Source organism: uncultured Gemella sp. (assembly GCF_963515875.1).
Lineage (GTDB): Bacteria > Bacillota > Bacilli > Staphylococcales > Gemellaceae > Gemella.
Genome location: NZ_CAUPZX010000009.1, coordinates 13,218 through 38,487 on the forward strand (window position 1 = coordinate 13,218; position 25,270 = coordinate 38,487).

Annotated in this window: 27 protein-coding genes; 7 read left to right on the top strand and 20 right to left on the bottom strand. The window is 29.0% G+C overall.

Going from position 1 to position 25,270, the window contains the following annotated elements; all coding sequences use genetic code 11:
* Positions 1-202: 202 nt before the first annotated feature.
* From cysS to RWL85_RS02870, 5 genes are read left to right on the top strand one after another with little or no spacing between them, the layout of a single operon-like run.
* Positions 203-1,600, top strand: a complete 1,398-nt coding sequence (gene cysS / locus RWL85_RS02850) for a cysteine--tRNA ligase (protein ID WP_314084743.1) — start codon at positions 203-205, stop codon at positions 1,598-1,600.
* On the top strand, positions 1,585-2,016 hold the full coding sequence (locus RWL85_RS02855; protein WP_314084746.1) for a ribonuclease III domain-containing protein: 432 nt from the start codon (positions 1,585-1,587) through the stop codon (positions 2,014-2,016). Before cysS ends, RWL85_RS02855 begins: the two co-directional genes overlap by 16 nt.
* On the top strand, positions 2,000-2,815 hold the full coding sequence (gene rlmB, locus RWL85_RS02860) for a 23S rRNA (guanosine(2251)-2'-O)-methyltransferase RlmB (protein ID WP_314084748.1): 816 nt from the start codon (positions 2,000-2,002) through the stop codon (positions 2,813-2,815). The genes RWL85_RS02855 and rlmB overlap by 17 nt, the downstream gene beginning before the upstream one ends.
* Positions 2,808-3,248 (top strand): GNAT family N-acetyltransferase, encoded by a 441-nt coding sequence (locus RWL85_RS02865; protein ID WP_314084751.1) that lies wholly within the window; start codon positions 2,808-2,810, stop codon positions 3,246-3,248. Before rlmB ends, RWL85_RS02865 begins: the two co-directional genes overlap by 8 nt.
* 21 nt (positions 3,249-3,269) lie before the next feature.
* On the top strand, positions 3,270-3,794 hold the full coding sequence (locus RWL85_RS02870) for an NYN domain-containing protein (RefSeq protein ID WP_314084753.1): 525 nt from the start codon (positions 3,270-3,272) through the stop codon (positions 3,792-3,794).
* A 66-nt stretch (positions 3,795-3,860) separates the two neighbouring features.
* Here RWL85_RS02870 and RWL85_RS02875 read toward each other — a convergent pair whose 3' ends face one another.
* Both RWL85_RS02875 and gorA read right to left on the bottom strand, forming a co-directional pair.
* The gene (locus RWL85_RS02875) at positions 3,861-4,595 is read right to left on the bottom strand and encodes a DUF4097 family beta strand repeat-containing protein (RefSeq protein WP_314084755.1); all 735 of its coding nucleotides are present in this window, start codon (positions 4,593-4,595) and stop codon (positions 3,861-3,863) included.
* Positions 4,596-4,690: 95 nt separating this feature from the next.
* Positions 4,691-6,043, bottom strand: coding sequence for a glutathione-disulfide reductase (gene gorA / locus RWL85_RS02880; RefSeq protein ID WP_314084758.1), 1,353 nt, complete (start codon positions 6,041-6,043; stop codon positions 4,691-4,693).
* A 245-nt stretch (positions 6,044-6,288) separates the two neighbouring features.
* On the opposite strand from gorA, the gene RWL85_RS02885 reads away from it, so the two are divergent.
* Positions 6,289-6,615 carry a thioredoxin family protein gene (locus RWL85_RS02885; protein WP_314084761.1) on the top strand — a complete coding sequence of 109 codons (327 nt, stop codon included), beginning with the start codon at positions 6,289-6,291 and terminating at the stop codon, positions 6,613-6,615.
* Between the two features lie 188 nt (positions 6,616-6,803).
* Here RWL85_RS02885 and RWL85_RS02890 read toward each other — a convergent pair whose 3' ends face one another.
* The 12 genes from RWL85_RS02890 to RWL85_RS02945 form a co-directional block, all read right to left on the bottom strand.
* On the bottom strand, positions 6,804-8,972 hold the full coding sequence (locus RWL85_RS02890) for a hypothetical protein (protein ID WP_314084764.1): 2,169 nt from the start codon (positions 8,970-8,972) through the stop codon (positions 6,804-6,806).
* Between the two features lie 250 nt (positions 8,973-9,222).
* Positions 9,223-9,519 carry a DNA topoisomerase IV gene (locus RWL85_RS02895; protein ID WP_314084767.1) on the bottom strand — a complete coding sequence of 99 codons (297 nt, stop codon included), beginning with the start codon at positions 9,517-9,519 and terminating at the stop codon, positions 9,223-9,225.
* 71 nt (positions 9,520-9,590) lie between these two features.
* Positions 9,591-10,853 carry a competence/damage-inducible protein A gene (locus tag RWL85_RS02900; RefSeq protein WP_314084770.1) on the bottom strand — a complete coding sequence of 421 codons (1,263 nt, stop codon included), beginning with the start codon at positions 10,851-10,853 and terminating at the stop codon, positions 9,591-9,593.
* A gap of 170 nt (positions 10,854-11,023) precedes the next feature.
* Positions 11,024-12,418 (bottom strand): polysaccharide deacetylase family protein, encoded by a 1,395-nt coding sequence (locus RWL85_RS02905; RefSeq protein WP_314084773.1) that lies wholly within the window; start codon positions 12,416-12,418, stop codon positions 11,024-11,026.
* A 313-nt stretch (positions 12,419-12,731) separates the two neighbouring features.
* Positions 12,732-14,189 (bottom strand): DEAD/DEAH box helicase, encoded by a 1,458-nt coding sequence (locus RWL85_RS02910; RefSeq protein WP_314084776.1) that lies wholly within the window; start codon positions 14,187-14,189, stop codon positions 12,732-12,734.
* A 178-nt stretch (positions 14,190-14,367) separates the two neighbouring features.
* Positions 14,368-15,306, bottom strand: coding sequence for a serine hydrolase (locus RWL85_RS02915; RefSeq protein ID WP_314084779.1), 939 nt, complete (start codon positions 15,304-15,306; stop codon positions 14,368-14,370).
* Between the two features lie 163 nt (positions 15,307-15,469).
* Positions 15,470-16,225 (bottom strand): GNAT family N-acetyltransferase, encoded by a 756-nt coding sequence (locus RWL85_RS02920; protein WP_314084782.1) that lies wholly within the window; start codon positions 16,223-16,225, stop codon positions 15,470-15,472.
* Positions 16,226-16,280: 55 nt separating this feature from the next.
* On the bottom strand, positions 16,281-17,450 hold the full coding sequence (locus RWL85_RS02925; RefSeq protein WP_314084785.1) for a slei family protein: 1,170 nt from the start codon (positions 17,448-17,450) through the stop codon (positions 16,281-16,283).
* Positions 17,451-18,398 carry a polyprenyl synthetase family protein gene (locus tag RWL85_RS02930; RefSeq protein ID WP_314084787.1) on the bottom strand — a complete coding sequence of 316 codons (948 nt, stop codon included), beginning with the start codon at positions 18,396-18,398 and terminating at the stop codon, positions 17,451-17,453.
* 17 nt (positions 18,399-18,415) lie between these two features.
* Positions 18,416-18,802 (bottom strand): hypothetical protein, encoded by a 387-nt coding sequence (locus RWL85_RS02935; RefSeq protein WP_314084790.1) that lies wholly within the window; start codon positions 18,800-18,802, stop codon positions 18,416-18,418.
* Between the two features lie 222 nt (positions 18,803-19,024).
* Positions 19,025-19,162, bottom strand: a complete 138-nt coding sequence (locus tag RWL85_RS02940; RefSeq protein ID WP_314084793.1) for a hypothetical protein — start codon at positions 19,160-19,162, stop codon at positions 19,025-19,027.
* Positions 19,163-19,346: 184 nt separating this feature from the next.
* Positions 19,347-19,802 (bottom strand): DUF4064 domain-containing protein, encoded by a 456-nt coding sequence (locus tag RWL85_RS02945; RefSeq protein ID WP_314084796.1) that lies wholly within the window; start codon positions 19,800-19,802, stop codon positions 19,347-19,349.
* 339 nt (positions 19,803-20,141) lie between these two features.
* On the opposite strand from RWL85_RS02945, the gene RWL85_RS08550 reads away from it, so the two are divergent.
* The gene (locus tag RWL85_RS08550; RefSeq protein WP_399533478.1) at positions 20,142-20,309 is read left to right on the top strand and encodes a LytTR family transcriptional regulator DNA-binding domain-containing protein; all 168 of its coding nucleotides are present in this window, start codon (positions 20,142-20,144) and stop codon (positions 20,307-20,309) included.
* A 104-nt stretch (positions 20,310-20,413) separates the two neighbouring features.
* On the opposite strand, the gene RWL85_RS02950 is transcribed toward RWL85_RS08550, so the two are convergent.
* The 6 genes from RWL85_RS02950 to RWL85_RS02975 form a co-directional block, all read right to left on the bottom strand.
* Positions 20,414-20,701 carry a hypothetical protein gene (locus tag RWL85_RS02950; protein WP_314084799.1) on the bottom strand — a complete coding sequence of 96 codons (288 nt, stop codon included), beginning with the start codon at positions 20,699-20,701 and terminating at the stop codon, positions 20,414-20,416.
* Between the two features lie 205 nt (positions 20,702-20,906).
* Complete coding sequence (locus RWL85_RS02955; RefSeq protein WP_314084802.1) at positions 20,907-22,136, bottom strand: HAMP domain-containing sensor histidine kinase; 1,230 nt, start codon at positions 22,134-22,136, stop codon at positions 20,907-20,909.
* Positions 22,129-22,806 carry a response regulator transcription factor gene (locus tag RWL85_RS02960; RefSeq protein WP_314084804.1) on the bottom strand — a complete coding sequence of 226 codons (678 nt, stop codon included), beginning with the start codon at positions 22,804-22,806 and terminating at the stop codon, positions 22,129-22,131. Before RWL85_RS02960 ends, RWL85_RS02955 begins: the two co-directional genes overlap by 8 nt.
* A 432-nt stretch (positions 22,807-23,238) precedes the next feature.
* Positions 23,239-23,409: a methyltransferase gene (locus RWL85_RS02965; protein ID WP_314084807.1), complete on the bottom strand. Its 171-nt coding sequence runs from the start codon at positions 23,407-23,409 to the stop codon at positions 23,239-23,241.
* Positions 23,410-23,991 (bottom strand): methyltransferase domain-containing protein, encoded by a 582-nt coding sequence (locus tag RWL85_RS02970; RefSeq protein ID WP_314084809.1) that lies wholly within the window; start codon positions 23,989-23,991, stop codon positions 23,410-23,412.
* A 339-nt stretch (positions 23,992-24,330) separates the two neighbouring features.
* Positions 24,331-25,269, bottom strand: a complete 939-nt coding sequence (locus RWL85_RS02975) for a carbohydrate kinase (RefSeq protein WP_314084812.1) — start codon at positions 25,267-25,269, stop codon at positions 24,331-24,333.
* Position 25,270: the final 1 nt, after the last annotated feature.

Here is a 25,270-nt window from a genome sequence, read left to right on the forward strand (position 1 = left end):
CAAATCAATATTTAAAACAATTAAAAGTTAACTAACTTTTATAAAAGTTTAATAAACAATTCATTTTATTAGCGTTTTGTGTTAAAATTTAAATAATAGACTTTTTAGTTATTATGATATTGAACAATTTTGGGAGCTATTAACCTAAGAAACAAAGCACTTTAGTTTCTTAATTTATTCTCCCATATAAAAGGAGCTATTTATGATTAAACTCTATAATACTTTAACAAAACAAAAAGAAATTTTAAAAACAATTGAAGAAAATAAAGTAAGAATGTATGTTTGTGGACCTACTGTTTATAACTATATACATATTGGAAATGCACGTCCGATAATAGTTTTTGACGTAGTTCGCAAATATTTAGAACACAGTGGTTATGAAGTTGATTTCATCTCTAACTTTACCGATGTAGATGATAAGATTATTAAAGCTAGTAATGAAGAAGGTATTTCAACAAGTGAACTTACTGACAAGTATATTTCTGCCTTTTTTAAAGATTATGATGCCCTAGGATGTAAAAGGGCAACAAAAAACCCTAGAGTTACTGAATATATGCAAGAAATAATTAACTTCATTTCAAAACTTGTTGAAGAAGGATTTGCATACGAAGCTAATGGTGATGTTTATTTCAGAACACGTAAAAAAGAAGACTACGGAAAATTAAGTAAGCAATCTATCGATGACTTAATAAGCGGTGCTCGTATTGAAGTTGGTGAACATAAAGAAGATCCTCTAGATTTCGCATTATGGAAAAAAGCTAAACCTGGTGAAGTTAAATGGGATAGTCCATTTGGAGAAGGTCGTCCTGGTTGGCATATTGAATGTTCTGTAATGGCAAAAGAAACTCTAGGTGATACAATCGACATCCATGCTGGTGGACAAGACTTAACATTCCCTCACCATGAAAATGAGATTGCACAATCTGAGTGTCATAACCATGCACCATTTAGTAATTATTGGATGCATAATGCCTTTATTAATATTGATAATGTTAAAATGAGTAAAAGTTTAGGTAACTTCCGCCTTGTAAAAGATATTATCGCCGAAATAGACCCTATGGTACTTCGTTTATTCATGTTAACAGTTCACTACAGAACTCCAATTAACTATACATTAGAAAATATTGAACTTGCAAAAACAAACTTTGAAAAAATTAAAACTTCTTATCAAAACTTACAATTCAGATTAAATAATGATATGACTGATGAAAAACTAGATACAGATGTTGTAGCATTAGTTACAGAAGAGTTAAACAAATTTGAAGAATATATGCAAGATGATTTCAATACAGCAAATGCACTATCTTCTTGGTATGAAATCGTAAGAATATCTAATTCATACACAGCAAAAGAAGCTGTCAACAAAGAAACTCTAGAGCTAATTAACGCTGCATTTGAAACTTATAGTTCTATTCTTGGAATAAACGTAAAAGAAGATAATACACTTGATAGTGAATACATCGAAAGTTTAATAGCCGAACGTGAAGAAGCTCGTAAAAATCGCGATTTCGCTTTAGCTGATAAAATTAGAGATGACTTAAAAGAACAAGGAATTATCCTAGAGGATACAAAACAAGGTGTACGATGGAAAAAAATGTAACTTTTAAATTCACTGAAAAAAACTTCACAAACCCGAATCAAATGCAGGCACTTACTCTTGCTTACATTGGTGATAGTATCTATGATATTATGAGTAGAGAATACGTTATGAAAAATCACTTAGGAAAAATAAATGATCTTCATAAAACAGTCTCTACAATTGTATCTGCTAGAGCCCAAGCGAGTTTTATGGAAGAAATATTAAATAATAATATATTAACAGAGCAAGAAGAAAAAATTTATAACCGTGCGAAAAATCAAAAAAACAACTCTAAAGCAAAGAACGCAAGCATTATGGAGTATAAACTTGCTACAGGTCTAGAGGCTGTATTCGGCTATTTATATTTAGAAAAAAACTTTGAAAGATTGGAGGAAATGTTTAACTACATAATTAAATTATATGAAGAAAAACAATAAACATTATAAAGAATTAAGATTAAAAAATAAAGAACAAAAACCTCAAGTTCAAACTGCTGAAATTGATTTGGATAAAGAAGTAATTGCTGGTCGTAACGCTATACTTGAAGCAATTAAATCAGGACGTGAAATTAATAAGATTTTATTCCAAGAAGGTATTGAAAAAGGAAGGTTAAAATCTATTTTTACTATAGCAAATGAGAAAAAAATCATTTGCCAAGAAGTTCCAAAGCGTAAATTAGATAATTCAACTACTGAACGACACCAAGGAGTAATCGCATATGTTGCACCTTACTCATACTTTGAACTTGATGAAGTAGTAAATAACCTAGAAATTAATAAGGATACTACCCTACTAATTTTAGATCACATTGAAGATCCACACAATCTTGGAGCAATAATTAGAACTGCTGAAGCAAGTGGTGTTAAAGCAATAATAATTCCTAAACGACGTGCCGCTGTAGTTAGCCAAACTGCAGTTAAAGCATCTGCAGGAGCAATTGAACACATGCCTGTTATCCGTGTATCAAACCTAACTGATGCCATTAAAAAATTAAAAGAAAAAGGGTTCTGGATTGCTGGAACTACACTAGCAGAACGCTCTGAAGATTATACAAAAATCGCAAAAGATGTACCTTTAGCTATCGTAATCGGTAACGAAGGTGAAGGAATGAGTAAAGTTGTTACTAACGAATGCGATTTCTTATATCACCTACCTATGTTAGGGAAAATCCAAAGCTTAAATGCTTCTGTTGCAGCTGGTATAATAATGTACGAAAGAATTAAATCTAATGATTAAAATATTAGAAACTAAAGAAGAGCTTAACCTTGGTTTTGCTCTTCGTATTGAAGTATTCGTTAAAGAACAAAAAGTTCCAATCGAACTTGAACTTGATGAAAAAGATCATAGTAAAAATACGATTCATATTGGATATTTTAATGATAATAAACTTATCGGAGTTGCACGACTTATAGATCTTGATAAAGACGTTATTCACATTGGACGCGTTGTTATTGATAAAGAATACCGCGGTCAAGGAATTGGACGTAAACTTATTATTGGATGCGAAAATATCGCACAACAAATTTTAAAAAGAAAAATAATTATTGAACTTAGTGCTCAAATTCAAGCTGAAAAATTCTACGAATCATTAGGTTACAACCGAGTTAATAATAAAATATATTTAGATGCTGGAATTGAACATGTTGATATGAGGAAAGTAATTAATTAAATTATTAAAGGAGGACTTTTTATGAAAAAACAATATTTATTTATTGATGGTTATAATTTACTTTTTCGCATGAAAGAATATGACTTAATAAAAAGCTCCACCTTCCCTACTGAACGTGATATTCTAATCGATATGTTACGTGAATATGCAGGTGGAAACAATTATATTGTCTACTGCGTATTCGACGCCTATTTAACTCGTTCAAAAGAATATATTAAAGAAGAACCACCTATCAGCATTGTTTATACAAAAACTGGAGAGCGTGCAGATCAATGGATTGAAAGAAAAACTCGAGAATTAAGAATAGATCACTTTGTGGATATTATAGTTGTAAGTGATGATCATGACGAACGTGATACTACACTAGGATATGGAGCTATCTTACGTGACTGCCATATGTTTATAAAAGAGTTGAAGGATAGAAAACAAAATGTTTCTAAAATAACAAAAAAACATAATTCTAGGGAATTAAAAAATAGGCACATTCGAATGAGTGAAAGTGATAGAAGAAAACTAGAAAATTTCATAAAAAATGGAAAATTTTAAAACTAAAGAGACGGACCTATAAAATCCATCTCTTTTTTTAATATTTCGAAAAATTCAGGCTCTAATTTAAATAAAGCTAATTTCAATTTTTCCTTTGTTTGAGATTGCTGTTATTTGTTTATCTTTAGAGTCAGCTGTATTTTTACTATAATTAATTTGATAATCTTGTTTATTTCCTTTGATTTTTGCGAAAATATCTCCAGATTCTGTTAGCATATTCATAGAATTTACCTTTGTTTGGTCTACTATAATTTTTGTATTATTTTTAGTTTCAATTACTCCATTTTTTATAGTATCCTTAGTAATTTGTATCTTTTTATTATCAGTAGATAATTTAAGATTTTCTACTTCAGCACCATCAACAACTATCTCATCATTACTATTAACAACTAAATTCTTAACATTCACATCAAATATTTTCGAAGTCGCATCTTTATTTTCAATACTAATACTTTTATACACTTTTTTAGGTAGATATATTATTAGACTATTGTTGCCTGACTGTTCTGCAGTAGAATTAATATCAAGTAAATTTTTCTCTGTAGAATATTTGTAATCCCCCTTAAAATTTCCTTGTATTAAAATCGTCTCATTATCGTGATAATAAATTTTAACATTATTTTTCATTGTGTTAATTTTAACACTGTCTATCCCTTTTTCTCCAATCCATTCTCTAAATACTTTATTAGAAGATTCTTTTGGAGTATTAGTTTCTTTATCCTCTTTACTGAACCTTACACAACCTGTAGCAATAGACACAGTGAATATTCCAATAATTATTATTTTTAAAAATTTTTTCATTATTATCCCCTCCTACCCTCAGAATACTCCTATAAAAATAGAATGTCAAGAAAAAAATGATTGACCTAGGAAAAGCCCAATCATTTTTTATAAAATTATCTCATTGTTACGAATTCTTCAGAACCAGTTGGGTGAATCGCTACTGTATTATCAAAATCACGTTTTGTTGCTCCCATTTTAATAGCAACAGTAAATCCTTGAATCATTTCATCTACACCATAACCAATTCCATGTAATCCTACAACTTTCTCCTCTTCACCAAGAGTGATAAGTTTCATAAAACATGGTTGTCTGTGACTAGTTATTGCTGAATACATTGGAGTGAATGATGATTTATAAACTTTAATGTTTTCTTCACCAAACTCTTTAATAGCTTGTTCTTCTGTATATCCAATAGAACCAATTGCTGGGTGCGAGAATACAACTGTAGCAACATTAGTGTAATCTAAGTGCTCTTCAGGTTTATTATTAAATAATCTTTCTGATAATCTACGTCCTGCCGCAACAGCAACTGGAGTTAAAGCAAGGCGACCTGTTACATCACCTACTGCATAAATTCCTTCTACATTAGTATTTTGGAATTTATCTGTAGGAATAAATCCACGCTCATCTACTTCCACACCTGCAGCTTCTAAGTTAAGATTTTCAGATAATGGTTTTCTACCGATTGCCCAGATTAAAAGATCAACTGTAGTTTCGCGTCCATCTTCAAGTACTAAAGTAACACTGTCATCACCATTTTTCACAACTTTTTTAGGAATAGCATTTGTGTGAAGAGTTGGACCTTCTTCATTTATAACTTTTACTAAAGTATCTACTATATCTTTATCAAAAGTTCTTAGCGGACGATCACGACGTACAAATAAGTGAGTATCAACACCTAATCCATTGAATACCCCTGCAAGTTCAACTGCAATATATCCTGCACCAACTACAGCGATACGTTTTGGTAATTGTTTAAGTGCGAATACTTCATTAGAAGTAACACCAAACTCAGCTCCCTCAACATTAGGGATAGTTGGTTGTCCACCAGTGGCTATTAAAATGTGATCAGCTGTATATTGTTCACCATTAACTTCAACCGTATTTTTATTTACAAATTTAGCATACCCTCTCACTAAATCTACTTTATTATTGTTTAATCCACGTTCATATGATCCATGAATTCTATCAATGTATGCTGAACGATTACCTACTAATTTTGAAAAATCAAATTCTACATCTCCAAAATTAAATCCATAATCATTAGCGTATAATTTTAAACTTTCAGATATTTGTGACGCATGCCACATAACTTTTTTAGGAACACATCCAACATTTACACATGTTCCTCCTAATTCATTACCTTCAATTAACAATCCTTTTACACCATACATTGCAGCTCGGTTAATTGAAGCTATTCCTCCGCTTCCTCCACCGATCGCAATATAATCATAATGTTTTGCCATGTTTTCACCTCTAGAATATTTTATAGCTTTTATAAGCTAAAGATTAGTATTTTACTTAGGTTTTCTATGAACTAAAACTAATCTCTATATTTCATATTATGCAACATTTAATAATTAAATTCAATAGATATGCTTACATTTGTAATCGAAAATTAAAAATAATTATGAATAGTTTTCATTTAAGCATTGTTAATGCCAAGAATTTTTATTTATGATATAATTTTAGCTATAAATGAGGTGATAATATGTTTAACTATATAGAAAAATTGAACTCTATAGAACAATTTAAAATATTAAAAGAAGAAAATGAAAAAATTGTTTTTGTATTTTCTGCAAGTTGGTGTCCTGATTGCATCATGCTTGATCGTTATTTAGAAGAAACGATGAATAAGTTTCCAGAAATAAAATTCATCTACGTTAATCGTGATGACTATCCAGAAATAGCACAAGCTCTTGATATTTTTGGTATTCCTTCTTTTGTAGGTTACAAAAACAATGTCGAAGTTAGTCGTTTTGTTTCACGACTTGCTAAAACACAAAAAGAAGTAGAACAATTTTTAGAAAAAATTTAGTAAAAAAGGGAGTGACTCTAAAATCATGATTTCTTAAGAAACAAGATTTTAGAGTCACTCCCGCAAAGTTTATGAAATATCTAAAAAGTTTTTATAAAGTAAATTTAGATATCAATAAATCACTGCGTTCATAAGTTTTCTTATAAATTTTGTTAAAAATTTAGGACTTTTAGAGCAGTTCTTATATATTACCTTAAATAATACAATGGACCTAAAATTTTCCTAATATTTTCTGTTGATTCAAACTCCAAATTCAGAGCATCATCTACGGTTTTTATCTTATTATTCTCTATCATCTCTTTTAATGACGACGGAACAACACTCAATTTAAATATAGGTGTGATTTTTAAATCTGATGTCGGAACAATATTATATAAATCACTCTCCTGAATTTTCTGACCAAGAAATATTTCTTTAGTCCCTTTTTCAAGATTAACTTTCACATTTTTATTCGCTAAAAAATATGATATTGCATACCCTGCTCTCGGTTCAACAATTATTTTATTATTTTTAGTTGCATCCCCAATACTATTGAATTCATCAACTTTTAAAATATTCGATGAATTTTTTGAAAGATTAATATTTCCTAAAAAAGTATTTTCAAATTCTACATTAAATAATTTTCTATAAACTGCACTGAATTCAATATTCTTCCCTTTTTCAGTTACAACAGCACCTAGCTCATTCGTTTGTAACAACCTGTTCTTAGATACTCTTGTATTTTCTGAGTTCTCTCCTGCGATTAAATAATCACCATTAGCTTGCCAACCTAAAAATTCTTGTTCAGTAACTCCCGTAGCAGTTGGTAAATTAATCATACTATCTATCCTTGAACCAACTAATACGTCTTGACCATCAGATAAAAATTTATCTATTCCTCTTCCTACAAATTTAACATTAACCCATTCACTTTCTACTTTTTTAAAGTAAATTTCTAGAACAGTTTCAGTTGTAATATACTCATCATCATTTACTACCTTTTTATTAGATCTGAACAATACTTCGTATCCTGAACTAGGTTTAATCTTTTTACGTAACTCAGCTAGTAATTCCCCTATTTTCTTCGTTTCAGGCCATTCTAAATCCTTATCCTTAATACTATCGTCTACTTTACCAAAACGTTTATTATAATCATCTTGACGAATTTTTATAGTATTTACATTTTCTTTATAATTTGCCTTAACTATAATGCTATCATCCACTTTAATTTCTGATAAATCTTTGATTTCTTTAATTTTTGTATTATCACTTGCATTTAATATGGTATATGAATCTACATGATATTTTTCTTTATCAAAGAATTTAGTATCTATATCACTTAATTTTTGATCTGTTAGTAAAGTTACCTCTTTCTTAGCCGTACCATTATCTAATACCACTTTTGTATTATATTTAGCTTTTATTTTTATATTATTTCCTAAAACTTGTGAATTTGTCACTTCTTTCTCATCAAGATAATAACCAGAAAATTCATAATCAGAGTTTTTATCCCCTACCACTTTTATTTCATTATCTCTAATAAAGTTTGTGAACGTTACGCCCTGTTTTATTAAATACTCCTTTGTATTTTCCTTAAACTTCGACGGATACTCTAAAGTTACTTTATTCCAATAATTTTTATCTTGTGACAGTTTCACCTCAATCTTTTTAGATAAATATGGAACCTCAATATTTTCATAATTAATTTCTTTACCATCTATTAGAATAGTCGCTTTATTGTAACTATAATATTTATCTGGGCGATAATACTGCTCTATTTCATACGGAAGAATCGAAACTCGCTCATCTTGTGGAGCATTTCTTAATTCGATAGTTTTATTTACTACCTCTTTTTTCCCTTCAGTAACTACTAAATTAATATTTTTTTTAGTAAAATATACTTTACTAGATTTTGAATACTGGAGATTTTCAATATTACCACTTTTATCTATATCATAACTCATTACATTCATGATTATTCTACTATTCACTGTAAAGAGTTTTAATAATGTTCTATCAACAATTTTACCAGTTCCACTCTTTTTCAACTGAATTCTAAACATTTCATTAGGAACATTTTGGCTATCAAGAGAATAAAAAATCAAATAATTATAAGCATTCTTTTTATAACTAAGCAATTCCGCATTATACTCTAACTCGTCCATATTATCATGTATCACATTATTTTTGATAACAGGAAGAGAATAACTAGTAGTACTAGAAAAGATATCAAAATTAAAAATATTATCTCTAAGAATCGTATCCATTACAGTAGTATTATAATCAGTAAAATAATCTGCCTTAACCTCTGAATTTATCGCTGAAAAAAAGCTACAACATAATAAACACGAAGTTATAAACTTACAATATTTCAACATTTCTCCTCCTTTCTTATCACTTTCTTTTTTATATTATACCACATTTCATAACAACAATTATACAAAATGTTGTTAAAATAAAATTAAATAATACAATTATTATCTGAAAAATCGTAATTTAAATTTACATAATTCAACTAAATATGTAGAGAATTATATAATTGATATTTAGAATGACTAAACATCATAAAATTGACCTATAAGTGGTTTATTTCACTTATAGGTCAATCTTTCTTTTTAAAATGTTATTTTAAGCTTCGCTTATGTTCTCTAACATTATCTGATCATTAGATATACTAACTTCATCATACTCGTAATCATCTGCAAAATCGTACGAATACTCCTTATATAGGAACATCTCATTAGAGTAATCTAAAAACTCCTCCTCCGGAGTTAAAAACTCTACTTCGTTATAACTTTCATCAGCATAATCTGATAAAATTTCATCTTCATAATCTATTTCAGTATTGAAGTCCTGGGAATATTCATCATCTTGCCCGTACCTGGGATCCGGTGACTCCAAACTAGATAAGTTCATTGTATACATAAAAATCTCCTTAATATCTTTTTTTATTAATATACATTATACAAAATAGTATAACATTTTACAAGTAAAAACTATAAGTTTTTTAAAATAATTTTTCTTACTTCATTAAGTGCTTCAATACTTGTTCTATAGCGGATTAGCTCCCTATCTCCTGTGAAAATACATTTCTTAACACTCACTTCACCAAAAGCATAAATTCCTATATACACTAAACCAACAGGTTTACCACTCTCATCACTATTAGGTCCTGCTATTCCTGTTGTTGCAATAGCAAAGTCACTACCTAACCTATTAGCAACACCTAGTAACATTTCTTCTGCCACTTTTTCACTAACAGCACCATATTTTTCTAAAGATTCTTCCTTAACACCTAAGGTTCTCACTTTAGATTCATTTGAATAGCATACTATTCCTTCAAGCAATGAATTTGAAATCCCACTTTTTTCTACTAACATCGAAGTTATTTTACCACCAGTTAATGATTCAGCTATAGAAATTGTAAAGTTATTCTCAACTAATAAGTTTGACACTATACTATTCATTTCGGTTTGAGTGCTAGAGACATTCTCATCACCTACTAGATAAATATATTCACCAACTCTACTTTCTATCACATCTAGTTGTTCTAATATTAATTTTTCACATTCACTCTCTTCATCCGAGCTTGCAGTTATGCGTAATAATACCTCTCCTGTCTTTGCATATAGTGCCAATGTCGGATTAGTTTGGCTATCCATTATGTCTTTTATTTTCGTTTCTAATAACGATTCGCCAATTCCGTAAAACCTCACATATTTAGATATAAATTTCTTATTACTAAATTTCTCTAAATACGGTTTTACGCTTTTCTCAAACATATCTCTCATTTCACGTGGAGGTCCTGGTAATAGTATGATACGTTTGTTATTCTCCTCGATAATTATTCCTGGAGCAGTTCCACAGAAATTCTCTAATACTATTGCACCATCAGGAATTAAAGCCTGTTTTTTATTATTTTCTGTAATAATAGTTCTTCCTGCTCTTGTCAATCTCTCCAGTATTTTCACCCAAGAATATTCATGAAAATAAAAATCTCTACCAAAAAACTCAGCTGCACATTCCTTAGTTATATCATCATCAGTTGGACCTAATCCACCTGTAATAATAACGGTATCATTTTCTAAAAATGCAGATTCTAATGTTTTAAGTAATCTTTCCCTATTATCTCCTACTGTTGTCTGCCTATATACACCTATCCCTAATGCAGCTAGTTCTTTCGATAAATAGGCAGTATTCGTATTTACTATATCTCCTAATAATAACTCTGTTCCCACAGAAACTAATTCAACTTTCATAATAAACACCTCACAAAAATAGTTATTATACTTTAACTATATTCTACATCAAATCTACAAAAAAATAAATAAAGTATACTTAAAATAACACTAATTATAAATTATACTAAAAAAATAGAGTAAAATTCTCAAGATTTATAATTCTCATAGAATTTTACTCTATTAAAATATTATTCTCTATTCGTATAAGCTTGATGTAGTTCTAATTGATCCCCCATAAGCTCTTCAATAGTAACCATCTCAAAACCTTGTTCTGTTAAATACTGTAAAATTGATGGTAATGCATCAATAGTTGTCTGGTGAATATCATGCATAAGGATAACTGACCCTGGTTGCGCTTTTCTTATTTCTTTCATTATAGAAGCAGTATTACGATTTTTCCAGTCTAGTGTATCTATATCCCATAGAATAAATGATTGATCAACCGCTGCCTGAATAGCACCATTTATTGCTCCATATGGTGGTCTCATAATATGAACATCTAATCCACTCGCTTTTTTCAACGCTGCTGTTGTATCATTAATCTGACTTTTAGCTTTTTCTAAACTTATTTTTGTTAGTACCGGATGATCCCAAGAGTGATTTCCTATTTGATGCCCTTCAGCCACAACTCGTTTAACTATCTCCTCGTTACCTTCAACAGCATGTCCAACCATAAAGAACGTACCTTTTGCATTATACTTTTTAAGAAGTTCTAATGCAACAGGAGTTGTTTTTGGATTAGGTCCATCATCAAATGTTAATGCCACAGCTTTTCTATTTTTCTTTTTAATGTAAGTCTGGTATTTTTCTAGATCTTCGCTTTTCAAATAACTCTCATTTATATATTTATAAAAATCATTAATAGAAACTTCTACCGAATCAACATCTCCAACTTTTGGTTCTGTAATTATGTTAAACTTAGAATCATTAAATGCAAACTTCCAAGTTGCCATATCTTGATCTCTCAATTTATTTATTATCGTTTTAATATCATTTTCCGATATTCCCTTCACCGCTAACTGTTGCTTAATCTTAAATAAGAATTTATTTTTAGCTTCATCAGGAGATTTAAAAAGACTTGATAAAGTGAAAGTTTTACCATCTTTTTCTAGATAAATACTAGAAAGAACTTTATCAACACCCGCACTTACTTCATTGGCAGTAACATTGTGAGAAACTTTTTCAATACTAAGTTCAGTCACGTTCGCAAATTTTGCCTCTTCTTCTTTACTACCATAGAATATTATTTCCTTAATATTTTTACTGAAATTCAATTCTCCTTCAACTAGTCCTTTAGTTTCTTCATCTAAACGAGATTTTACCTCGTTTGCCTCCGGTGTATTAGAATTTGGATAATAAACTTTAACATATTTATCTCCAATCCAACCACTTTTAGCCTTACTATCTTTTGCTAAATCTAACTTATCAGCGGCCTCAACAGTTTTTTTTACTTGTGATTGGAAATTATATTCCTGCCACTTCTGATAAGCAGTATCTCCATAAAATAATAAAAAAGAACAAATCGATATACATAAGAGTCCTAAAAAAATACCAAATTTCTTCATTATTTTCATTCCCTTCATAATTTAGTACATAATTTCTAATAGTTTTAATAAGATGAAAATAAACACACTCCAAAAATAAAAAATTCTAAGAAATTGATTTTCAAAAGTCAGACTCACCTTGATAAATAAAACATCTCATTATAATTATACATTAAAATACGAAATTACTCCAGCACATTTTTAACAAAACAAATAAACGGTTTAAAATTACGATTCTTTTATAGAAACGAAATTTTAAACCGCTTTATAATAATTCTACAAATTCTAAATAATTAGTATGTCTTTATATTTTTCAATTAAATCTCTATTTAATTTATAAAACAACTATATTTTATTTATTTTGCATTCTACGACCTTTTTTGTCAAAGAATTTTTTATCTGTTCCACGACGTTCATTGCGACCTCTTTTGTCGCGATTTTCCGAACGACGTCGATCATTCCCTCTATTAGAACGTCTACTTTTTTCTTGTTTACGAGGTAATGGTTTTTCAAAAGATAATTCTACATCTACTTCTTTTTTATCATTGATTAATTTACTTAATAAAATTGTAATTACTTTTTCCGCATTTGTTTCAGCCAATAGTTTATTAGCTAAACTATTGAACTCAACATGATTATTGTCTACTTCAGAAATAACTTCTTCAAATAATCTATTGTGACGAGATTTTTTCACTTCATCTTGTGAGTACGGGCGTAACATCTTCATTCTCTCACCACGAGAATTTTCAATATCTTTTAAATACGGCATTTCTACAGGATTTAAAAATGTTATCGCAACTCCTGATTTCCCTGCACGTCCAGTTCTTCCTATTCTATGTGTATAACTTTCTACATCTTGAGGTATATCAAAATTATAAACATGTGTAACATCACTAATATCAATTCCACGAGCAGCAACATCAGTTGCTACAAGAATTTGTAATGAGTTATTTTTAAACTTACGTAAAATTTCTAAGCGTTTTGACTGAGTAATATCTCCATGAAGGCCTTCTGCTAAATAACCTTTCGCTATTAATGCACTCGATAGCTCATCAACACGACGCTTAGTTCTTCCAAATACAATTGCTAAGTTTGGATTTTGAACATCTAAAAATCCTATTAATGTTTCTAATTTTTCATTTTCTCTAGCAATCGTTGCAAATTCTGTAATATCCGGTTTAAGATCTTCATCACTAAGTGTTTTTATTAGTTTATAATCTTTCATGAAATCTTTAGATAATTCCATGATTGTTTTCGGCATTGTAGCTGAGAATAACAATGTCTGATGTTTTGTAGTTATTTTCGATAAAATAAACCTTACATCTTCTATGAATCCCATATTTAACATTTCATCCGCTTCATCTAATACTAAATGAGTTAAAGTTTCTAATTTAATTGTTCTTCTGTTAATATGGTCAATTACACGCCCAGGTGTTCCTACTATTATTTGTGGACGTTTTTTCAAGTCTTGAATTTGCCTTTCTATACTCGTCCCACCAAATACAATACTAACCTTTAATCCTTTTGCTCTTGACATTAGGCGAAGTTGTTCACCTACTTGTTGAGCTAACTCTCTTGTTGGAGCAAGGATTAGTGATTGTAATTGGTCATTTCTTCTTACTGTATCTACTAACGGTATTCCAAAAGCACCTGTTTTTCCTGATCCTGTTTGTGCTTGTGCCAAAATATCAATTCCAGATAATACATACGGAATCGTCTCTACTTGAATACCAGTTGGAGATATGAAATTCATATTGGTTAGTGATTGAACAGTTTCTTGACTAACCCCTAATTCTTCAAATGTTGTCATTTATTTCTCCTTAATATCAATTTTATATACTGTCTTATTTATATAACCTGTTAATTATAGCATGAAAATTGAAAATAATAAAGAAATACGCGTACATAATTTATAGTAATAGGAGCGACTCAACAAAACCTATTTTTAAAATTACGATTTTGGAGTCACTCCCACCTATCTTTTTTTATTACATATTTTTATTAGTAATCTCATCGATTTTCTTAGCAATATTTTTTATACTTTGTCCAGAGTTACTTAGATTATTCGTATAGATTAATAACATATAATCTTTATCACCAAATACTATTGCGGTATCATGATAATTAGCATCAAGAGCACCGTATTTACTCGCGATTTTTTTATTTGGAATACCTTCTTTAATCCATTCTCCCTCATCAGAGTTTTCTAGATATTTAATTAATTCAGGATATTTATCGCGTTCTTTATACAATTTTGTCCAAACTACTTCCATCATCGCTGGTGTAATTCTATTATTTTGTGCTTCTTCTTGCGGTAATGTCACCCCAAGTTCAGATAAATATTTAACTACAAATACAGATGCTGTTGCACTATTACCCATCAACATATTAGTCGCAGTATTATCAGAATATTGAATCATATTTTGTATAACATAATCAAGCTTATAACTATCTTTCTTCTCATTATTAGTTATTTGTCCATTACCATCTTCTAAAAATTTCTCGTTATAAAATATATCAGCATTTTTAGATAGTTCACCTTTTCTTATACGATCATAAATTTTCATAGCATAAACTACTTTAATAGTACTTGCCGCTGTAAAGTAGTGATTGTCCTCTTGTGAATATCTATAACCTGTAGAAAAGTTTTTATAAACAATACCAATTTCATTATTACCTTTATATTGTTCGATAACTCTGTCTAAAGCCTCATTTAATTCTGTATCACTAAGCTTCCTATTCTCCACTACCGGCTCTTCTTTTTTGTTTTCCTCATTTTGCGCTTCTTGCTTCGCCATTTCCTGTTGCTTAATAGCATCTTTTCTAGCCTTTATATGACCACCTGCAGAAAACACTCCGTAAATAATTAATATCACTGCTGTTGATTCAATTATAAACTTTAAAATTCTCTTTCCAGTCTTTTTCACTACTCTACTCACATCCTCTTTCCATATTCTAGTACTAGTTTACTATATATTAACAATTTTCTCAATATCAACCTATATACAAAACATCACAAGGAAAATAATAAATATACGCTATCTAGAAAAGAGTAACCCAAAATTAGTATTTCGAATCACTCTTGGAAAATTATACATCTGTCTTTAGATAAAAATCTTGTTCTGATATTTTCACAAATCCCATATTTTCATACATATATTTCGGAGTATCATTAGCATCAACAACTAAAAGAACATTCTCTTTTCGCTCATTATCAATAGCATAGCTAATAATATGTCTAGCTATTCCAAGATTCCTATATTCAGGTGCAATATAAAGATTATCGATTTCGAAGAAATTATTCTTAACAATAATATTAGCTGAGCCCACTATTTTCTCGCCGTCTTTAGCAACGAGCTGTTTAATATTCTCTGATCTAATATCTTCATACAGTAAACTCTGATTATGTTCAGCCCATTCTTCATTACTAGCCTCAATATCTACCTTGTATTGAAAACTCAAATATCTATTCAAATCAACTTTTTGAAGATACTCTACTGAAAAATCACTTAACTCTTGCTCTATAAAATCATTAATTTTTAAATAATATAAGTTTAAATTTATCTCACTAAAACTTTCCTTTTTTAAATACCTTTTTAATTTCCTAGATAATTTCACATTCTCTAAAGCTGCTAAATGAATAAAATTAACACCTTTATCCTTAAAGAAATTTCTACAAGATGAAATATAATATTCAACTTCATCAATTGTAGTCGGCTCTTTTTTCATCAATAAATAATTCCCACTAAAATACAGTTTCGATTTAATTGTTTGATATATTACGTAACTATCAGTTTCAACAACCGACTTTGCCCTAGAATAAATATCTTTAAAACTATAATCCATACTTAACACCTCCTATCATTGTATATTTAAATTGCTCACCTAAGTATTAAGTATATTAATGATGATGTCCGTGTGGTCCGTGATGACGTTCAAAATGATTAATAATATCAAGAACTCGTTCACTACCTGTTAAGTCATACACATTTCTTAATGTTTCTACATATGTTGGATCATCATGTAATACTTGGAAATAAGTAACTACTTCTTCTTCAACAAAATCAATATAGTCTTCTTCCTCAGATAATGCATTTAATGCCGCACCTAAAAGAATAGGATCTTCTTTAATCTCTGCGTTATCATTATAAAGACCATAAATTTTATCATATTCAAATAATGACTTAAGAGCGTGGATTGTAATAAATAATGTCTCTTCCGAAATTCCTTGAGTCGTTAACACCTCTTGCATAAGAGTACGAATGCTATCATATTGTTGATCCTCTTTATATAATGTAATCAAATGAAGATATCCACTAATTGACATTCCTTGTAACTCAACATATTTCTCTAAATATCCTTTAGCTTCATCGCCTTTAGACATATGTCCTAAATGTAAATACGCCTCTGTAAAATCTGGATCCAAAGCAATAGTTTTTAATAAATTCATCTTAGAATTTTCTAAATTTTGAATTTGGTTATACGCGAATGCTAAAGAGAATAGAATACTTGCATCCTCATAGCCTCGTCCATGCTCATTATAAAAATTAATCGCCTCTTCAAACAATCCCAAAGCAAATAAATTATCAAATGCAGTTTGGAAATTTTCTAGAGTAGGTTCTTCATGGAAAATTCTTTCACTTAAACTTTTAGCCTTATCTTCTCTTCCGGTCGCTAAATAAATACCTACTAACTCTTTATCAATAGCACGAATTGCCTCATTAAAATCTGTTCCAGCTCTAGCTGATAAAAACTTATCTTCTGCAATCTCATATAACTCATCTTCTAAATAAATCAATCCCTCTTGATATAAAATCGCTGGAGTTTTTGGAGAATTATATAATACTACTAATGCGTCATCTTTTCTATCTAAATATAGTAAGTTATGTACATATCCCTCAATTGCTGTATCTTCTTCTCTATTTTGTTCATAAATAACTCTAGATAATTCTAAACACTCTTCAAATAAACCATTATCTAAAAGTACTGTTCTAAACTCCTCTTGTTGCTCTCTATCTAATCCATAAAGATCAATATTTTTTAATTCCTCTAAAAATTTTTGTAAATCCATCTAATTTTCTCTCCTTGCTAATTTATTCATTATAAAAGTTAATTCACTTTTCACATTAGGGTTTAAATTCTCTATACTAATCTGAGCTTTTTCTAAATATCTTCTACTTATATTTAAAGTATTCATCAAAATCTCTTCATCATTTTTAATAAAATTAATTATTTCTTCCTTTTTTTCATCGGTAGTATCTCTAGTAAAGTCACTAAATAACTCAGAATTTTTCTCTTTTGCAAGTAGGGCTGGTAAGGTAATATTCCCATTCATTAAATCCTGCCCCACTTCTTTCCCAAGATTCTCAGCTCCACCTACGAAATCTAAGTAATCATCAATAATTTGATAGCTCATTCCTAGGTAATAACCATACGAAAATGCACTTTTGATATTTTCATCAGAAGCTTTAGAAACAATACTACCAGCTACACAAGCAAAAGCAATTAATATCGCTGTTTTTCTCTTAATTTTCTTTAAATAATCTAATCTGCGAGTATTAATATTATATAAACCATCTTCTTGGATTAGTTCACCAATACAAAGCTCTTTAAGCGTATCTGCTAAATAATAATGAACTCTTTCATCATCAAATCTAGCAACCTCTCTTAAAACTACCGCAAAAAGATAGTCTCCAACACGAAGAGCAAATTCATCTCCATGCAGTTTGTTCATTGTAACACTTCCACGTCTTGTCTCAGCATTATCAATAATATCATCATGAATCAGACTCGCAGTATGAATAATTTCTACTATGCTAGCCATTCGAATTATATCTTTTTTATTCAATTCAAAATTTCCTAATTTAGCACACATAAGTAAAAGTAATACCCTTACCCTTTTACCTCCATTTAGAAAATACTTCTTGATAATTTCATTTAGTTTATCATCTTCACTTCTAGTAATATCAAAAATATCTTCTAATACATCTTGCACCAGAATTTCATACTGTTTTAACATTCTATTCTCCATTAATCTTATATAAAGACTACCGCTTTACTATCAAATTCTTGAAACTCAATATTGTAAAAATTAAACCATGTCTTTATTATACTTAAATAAAACTCTTCCTCAGTCATTCTCTTAGTAAGAATTTGAAAATACCCAACTCGCATAGTTTCAGTCAAAGTACTTAACTTATCTAAATCGTCTTTTAGTAAACTATAATACTCAAAACTATAATAATCTCCCAGTAATATTGACTTCGACTCGATATGTTCGAACCTAGCACTGTGGCTGTACAAAGAACTTAAAGCACAAAAAATAGCCGTATTATAGCTCTCATTACTAAAATTATATTTTTCTATAAAAGGAATAATATTTAATTTTTCTATTAATCTTTCATTATAATTATATTTTTTCATAATAAATCCTTCATTATTCATCTGTATAAATTATACCACAATATTGCAATTTATTAAAATTTGATTATCTATTTTCTAGATAAAAATTTTTATACATTGAATATCCCTAATGATAATAAAAATTAAGAGCAACCTTAAAATCATGATTTAGAAATCACTACAATAAAGTTACTCTATAAATTTATTCATTTTTAAAAATTGAGATATTAATCTTCAATATATTTATATCTTTTCTACTACTAATTCTGTGTCTTTATTATTTAATATTTTTAATGTATTTAATTCATTTATTAAAATTAAAAGCATCACAAATGTAACAATTACTTTTGTATAGACATTATCTATTTTATCAATAATCATGCCTAAAAATACATAACACTGCATGCTACTGATCCAATTAGATCTTTTCATATACTTTGAATTTTTAAAATTTATATAGAAACTATATAAAACTATTAATATTTGACAAAACACTAATATATTACTTAACATACACATTCTCCTTTTTAAAATTTAGTAATCTAAAGCATTCTCAAGTTTATTCTTACAGATAATTAACTGTTTCTTGATATTCTTCAGGTCTTTCTTTTCTAACAAATAGCATAATCGCTACGATGAAGTAGAAGATATATACAGGTACTAATAATCCCGCTGTACTAACAGCTACTACTATTGCTAATAATAAGAAAAGTATTGCTGATAAAATACGTTTTTTCATTAAGAATGTCGCTAATAATGCAACTACAACTAATACGATTAATAGAACTGAATATATTTTTAGTCCTTGGATCGTATAGTCGATTATTTGTTCAGCCGATAAATTTACCCCGTTAGGATTTTTAGCAATTTCTTGTTTAAAAAGATTTAAAAATTCTTGATTATCTTTTAAAACTGAAATTTTAAAGAATGATCCATACGCTAAAACTCCCGTTAAAACTATTAAAATAATATTAGCAATCCACGCTAAAACTTTCTCTACTTTTCTATTGAATGGTTTCATAATAAACCCCTCCTTTTATAAACTCAAGGATTTTCCCCTTAATTAATTATAACATAAAACGTTCTCATAATATATAGTAATTTACCTAAATTAACAAATTTTATACCTGAAATGATATTCTTTAAATTTTACTAATTATAAATTTTTATTATCTATACTTTCATCTTCATGTAAATTTTTATTTCTATCAAGGGGACAAAAAAGTCTTAAATTAAAATATAACTCATAGACGAAGTAGTTTATTAATATCTAAATTCGCTTTGTAAAAGCTTTTTAGATAACTAATAAACTACTGCGAGAAATGACTCGACAAAATTTTTTTCTCCAAAATCGTGATTTTTGAGTAACTCCCATCCATCAATATATATCTGTCATAGATCCTACGCGATAAATCTAGAAAATATCGATAAATTAGATACTGAAACTGTAATTTTTAAAGATGGGACTTCTATGTATCTTTCTTCAAAAACTATACGCAGAATAAAAAAAGAAATTAAAAATAGATAGATAAAAAACTTCAAAATAACTTAAATGCAAGTTAATTTTGAAGTTTTTATTTTTATACAGTTGTCTTTAAACACACATTTCTTTTTTATAATTACCAGTAAAATTTATTTCATTTCTCGATTATCTATCTTCACCTTTATTTTTCTATAAAAATACTGATGTACTAAAAACACAATCAATAATGTAGCAAAAGATGCAAAAGGCACAAGAGAATCTATCTCCTTAGCTATTTCAACCGTTAAATAAAATATAATAATTAATTCTATCACAAATAAGAAACATTGAATAATTTTTTCAAAGAATATCATTTTATTAAATACTTCTATATATTTCCTCCAGTTATCTTTAATATATCCGAACAATCTAAGATAAAATTCTATTAAACTATCCATAAATATTCCTCCTAGAAAATTTACTTTTTATAATCAAGGTTGATTCAAAAATCCTAAACTTTTTAAAAATTTATATAGTAATTTATTGATGTAGCAGTTTATTGATATCTAAATTCGCTCTATAAAAGCTTTTTGAATATCTAATAAACTTTGTGGGAATGGCTCGACAAAATCAATTTTGTCAAATCACTCCCACTACTTCTAATTAATGTCTTTCATCAAGTGTAAAACGCATTTCTATTTTAAAGATTCCATCTTCAGGTGCATATGCTCGAATAGTTTCTTTGTGTTTTTCAACGATAAGCTGTGCCATAGATAATCCTATACCATATCCCTTAATGGCACTATTTCTTGACTCATCTAAACGATAGAAACGATCAAAAACTTTACTTAAATCACCTTTCTTAACCTCAGCCTTATTAGAAATTTTCATTATTGCATTTCTTCTATTTTTCTTAAGTGTTATTAGTATATCTCCACCTTCAGGCGAGTACTTAATAGCATTTTCTAATAGTATATCCATAAGTTGAACTATCGATGCTTGCTCTCCATAATAACTTAGATTCGCATCAATGTCAGTGATTAGATATCTTTTTTGGAAATCTGCTAACTCACTGAAATCTTCGATTCTTGACTTCAATGCATCGGATAAATCAAAACGCGCTCGTTCGACAGTATCTTTTTCTTCCATTCTACTAAATACTACCAAGCTATTTACTAAGCTTGTTAGACGATCTACTTGGTTATGAATATTATTTGTCCACTTAGAGTCTCCATTTTCCATTTCTAATACATCAGTATTAGAGCTAATTATAGCCAATGGAGTTTTTAACTCATGACTGGCATCTGTTATGAATTGTTTTTGTTTTATATAGCTTTGTTGTATTGGAGCAATAACTCTTTTAGATATTAAAATTATTAATAATAATACTGACACTACTACAACAATACACATTAAAACACTATTTCTAGCGAATGATTCAAATGAATCTAATTCACGCTGACAGTTTAGAAATAAAATTAAGTTTCCTACTTCGGTTTTAACTTTTAAGTATCTATAACTACCGATAAACCCGCTAGTCCCACTTTTTTCTATAGCTTGAAATACTTTGTTTTGTAAGGCGTCATGGTCTGGTATCAATGTATCATCACGATATTCCTTTATTATTTTACCAAAGTTATCAACCTTAGCAATCGAAAAACCATTGTAGTCTGTCGGACTTGATGAATTTTTCGTGATTACTAAATCATCACCATCTTCTGTAAAGATTTTTGTTAGAGCCTGCGATTTAGAGGCGTCTATTAATGTATTATCAATTCTCTCTTCAAGTTTATTAAAGTTAATAATATTTAATGCTACTGCTAGAACAGTTATTACTACAGCTACGCTACCTACAGCCGTTATTACGAATTTCTTCCTGAGACTCTTAAACATTTAGCATCTCCAGGGTATATCCTACATTTCTAGTAGCTTTGATGTGGACATTAGCATCTAAAGCTTTTAATTTCTTTCTTAAATACGAAATATTAACCCACACTACGTTAATTTCAGAATCACTGTCATAACCCCAGATTTTTTCTAAAAAATGTTCAGTTTGAATTACATTTCCCGGATTTCTCATCAACATTTCCATCATTTGATATTCTTTGTTAGATAATCTTACTTTGTCCTTTTCTGTAGCTAACTCAAATGTATGTTTGCTTAAACTTACATTTCCTAATTCTAATACATTACTAGTAAATGTAGCTTGTCTTCTTGTCATTGAACGTACTCTTGCCAATAACTCTTTAGTAACAAAAGGTTTTGTTAGATAGTCATCTGCCCCACTGTCTAAACCATATACTTTATCTTCGATTTCTGATTTAGCCGTAAGTAATAATACAGGCGTACTTTTTTTATTTTCTCTTAATTTTTTTACAACTGTTACTCCGTCCATTTGTGGCATCATAACATCAAGAATAGCACCATCATATTCATCTAACATTAGATAATCTAGTGCATCTTGTCCATTATTAACCACATCAACTGAGTAATGATTATGTTTTAACATTGCTTCAAGAGCATCTGCTAAGTCTTTTTCGTCCTCGGCTAATAATAACCTCATTGACTTTCACTCCTAACTTTATTTTTATGTTATTTTACTAATATAAGTCTATTATATATACACAAACTAAAATTAAGTTTAAACAATTTTTTTAATTTTAAAAATATATTACTCTTAACTAGAAGTCTTTCTTATAAAAACTTAATATGTTAAACTTCAATAATTAATAAACTTCAATACATAGACACTCTAATATTTTAGTCTATAATTCCACTTTCCCATTTACACATATATTTTACATCATTTTACTAGACAATGTCAAAAAAATAAAATCATTTTAAATTTTTTATTATTTAAAACAACTAAAATACCTATTATAATAAATCATCTATTTAAAATTGAAGACATCTACAAATCCTATCTAAATAGATATTGAAATAACAGTTAAATTCAAATTTATATATTTTTAATTAATAAGTTATAAAAAAATATTTACTTTTTTCCTATTAACAAGCCACTTTGAATGTAGTCTTTCATTCCTTTTCCATAGCCCCATTTTTCTGCATATTCGTCCGTTACATCAGAATTAATGATTTGGAACTTAGTAAATCCTGCTTTTTTAATTATTTCTACTATCTCTTCTTCCAGAAGAGCGCCTGCCACTCAAGTACAGTGCATCTTTCTAGAATTTTTCCATTCTAATGGTAAATCTTTTTTCAAAATAATATCCGAGATTACAAACATACCATCTTCTTTTAAAATACGATAAACTTCATCGTACACTTTTTGCTTATCAGGTTCAAGGTTGATAACACAGTTACTGATAACTCTGTCTACAGCTTCATTTTCTAAAGGAATATTAATTAACTCACCTTTAATAAATTCAATATTATCGAACTTCTTATTATCACGGACCTTCTTCGCTTTTTCTAACATAGAATCTAATCTATCCAGACCATATAACGTTCCTACTTTAGGATTTTTCATCTTTGTAATGAAAATATCCATCCCTGCTCCACATCCTAGGTCTATTAAAGATTGTCCTTCCTTAATTTTCAAGTGGTTAATTGGATTTCCACAAGAAAGCCCCATGTTTATTTCATCAGGAAATTCATTAATAATTTTTTCATCATATCCTAACGATTTACTTAGTTGTTTTGGATCAATTTTTGTCTTTTGTTTATTTTTAGAAATATTATCATAAAAGTTATCAACTGATAATCTTATTTTGATATTATCTTGCATACTTTCACCTATCTCTACTTCATTTCTTACTTTAAATTTATTTCCTATCTTTATATTAACTAGGAATTGTATTTACCAGTTTTATTAATTTCTTTTCATTTTCTAATTATTTAACATTAATTCTATCATAATATCCCATATTTTTCTATCCATAAAAAAGAGAGTGACTCCAAATTCGTGATTTCAGAGAAATCAGTTTTGTTGAGTCACTCCCACAAAATTTATTAGATATCAAAAAGCTTTTATAAAGCGAATTTAGATATCAATAAATCACTGCATATTTGAGTTTTCATATGAACATTGTTGAATTTTAGGGCTTTTGAGTTAGCCCGTTTATAATTATATTAAACTATTGTACTCTTCTTCTGTTAAGTAACTTGAAATTGCACCTGTTTTTGTAGTTGTTAAACTAGCATAGTTTGTCGCAAAAGTTGCCATTTGAGCTAATTCTTCTTCTGTAATATTATTAATATCTTTTTGATTTAATAATTTAGATAAAAATGAACCAGCAAAAGCATCCCCTGCACCTGTTGTATCAACAGCTTTTATATTTGGTATTTCAGTTACTACTTTATGATTTTGATAATAAACTTCTGCCCCATGTTCTCCTTTTGTATAAAGAACAACTTTCATATGACTGAAGTCTTTTTTCAGTGCTTCTTCGACATTAGTAGTTCCTGTTAAAAATTCTAATTCATTATCAGCAACTTTAATTACATCAACATAAGGTAAAAATTCTTTAATCGTTTCAAGATATACCTTATGATCGTCCCACAAATTGAAACGTAAATTAACATCAAACGATATTAAAACTCCTGCTTCTTTTGCTTTTTTTAGTAATAAATGATGGCTATCTTTTGATTCTTCTTGAATAGCGATACTTGCGAAGTGAATTGCTTTGATTTCTGATAAATCTACTTTCTCAACATCTTCTTTACTAATTCTTAATGTTGAAGAACCTTTGAAGTAAAAACTAAATGAACGGTCTCCAGTTCCATCTAAAGAAACAAATGCTAATGGTGTAAAACTGTCTGCTTTACGACTCACATATCTACAGTCTACATTTTCATTTTTTAAAGTATCCTCTAGAAAATCACCAAAACCATCTTGTCCTAATGATGTTAATAAATAACTCTTATGACCTAGTTTTTGCGCAACACACGCAACGTTAGCTACACATCCACCAGCCTCTTTTTTAAATGATTTTACTTTATCGATTGTTCCTACACCTTCTCCGATAAAGTCAATTAGCATTTCTCCTATACATAAAACTGCCATT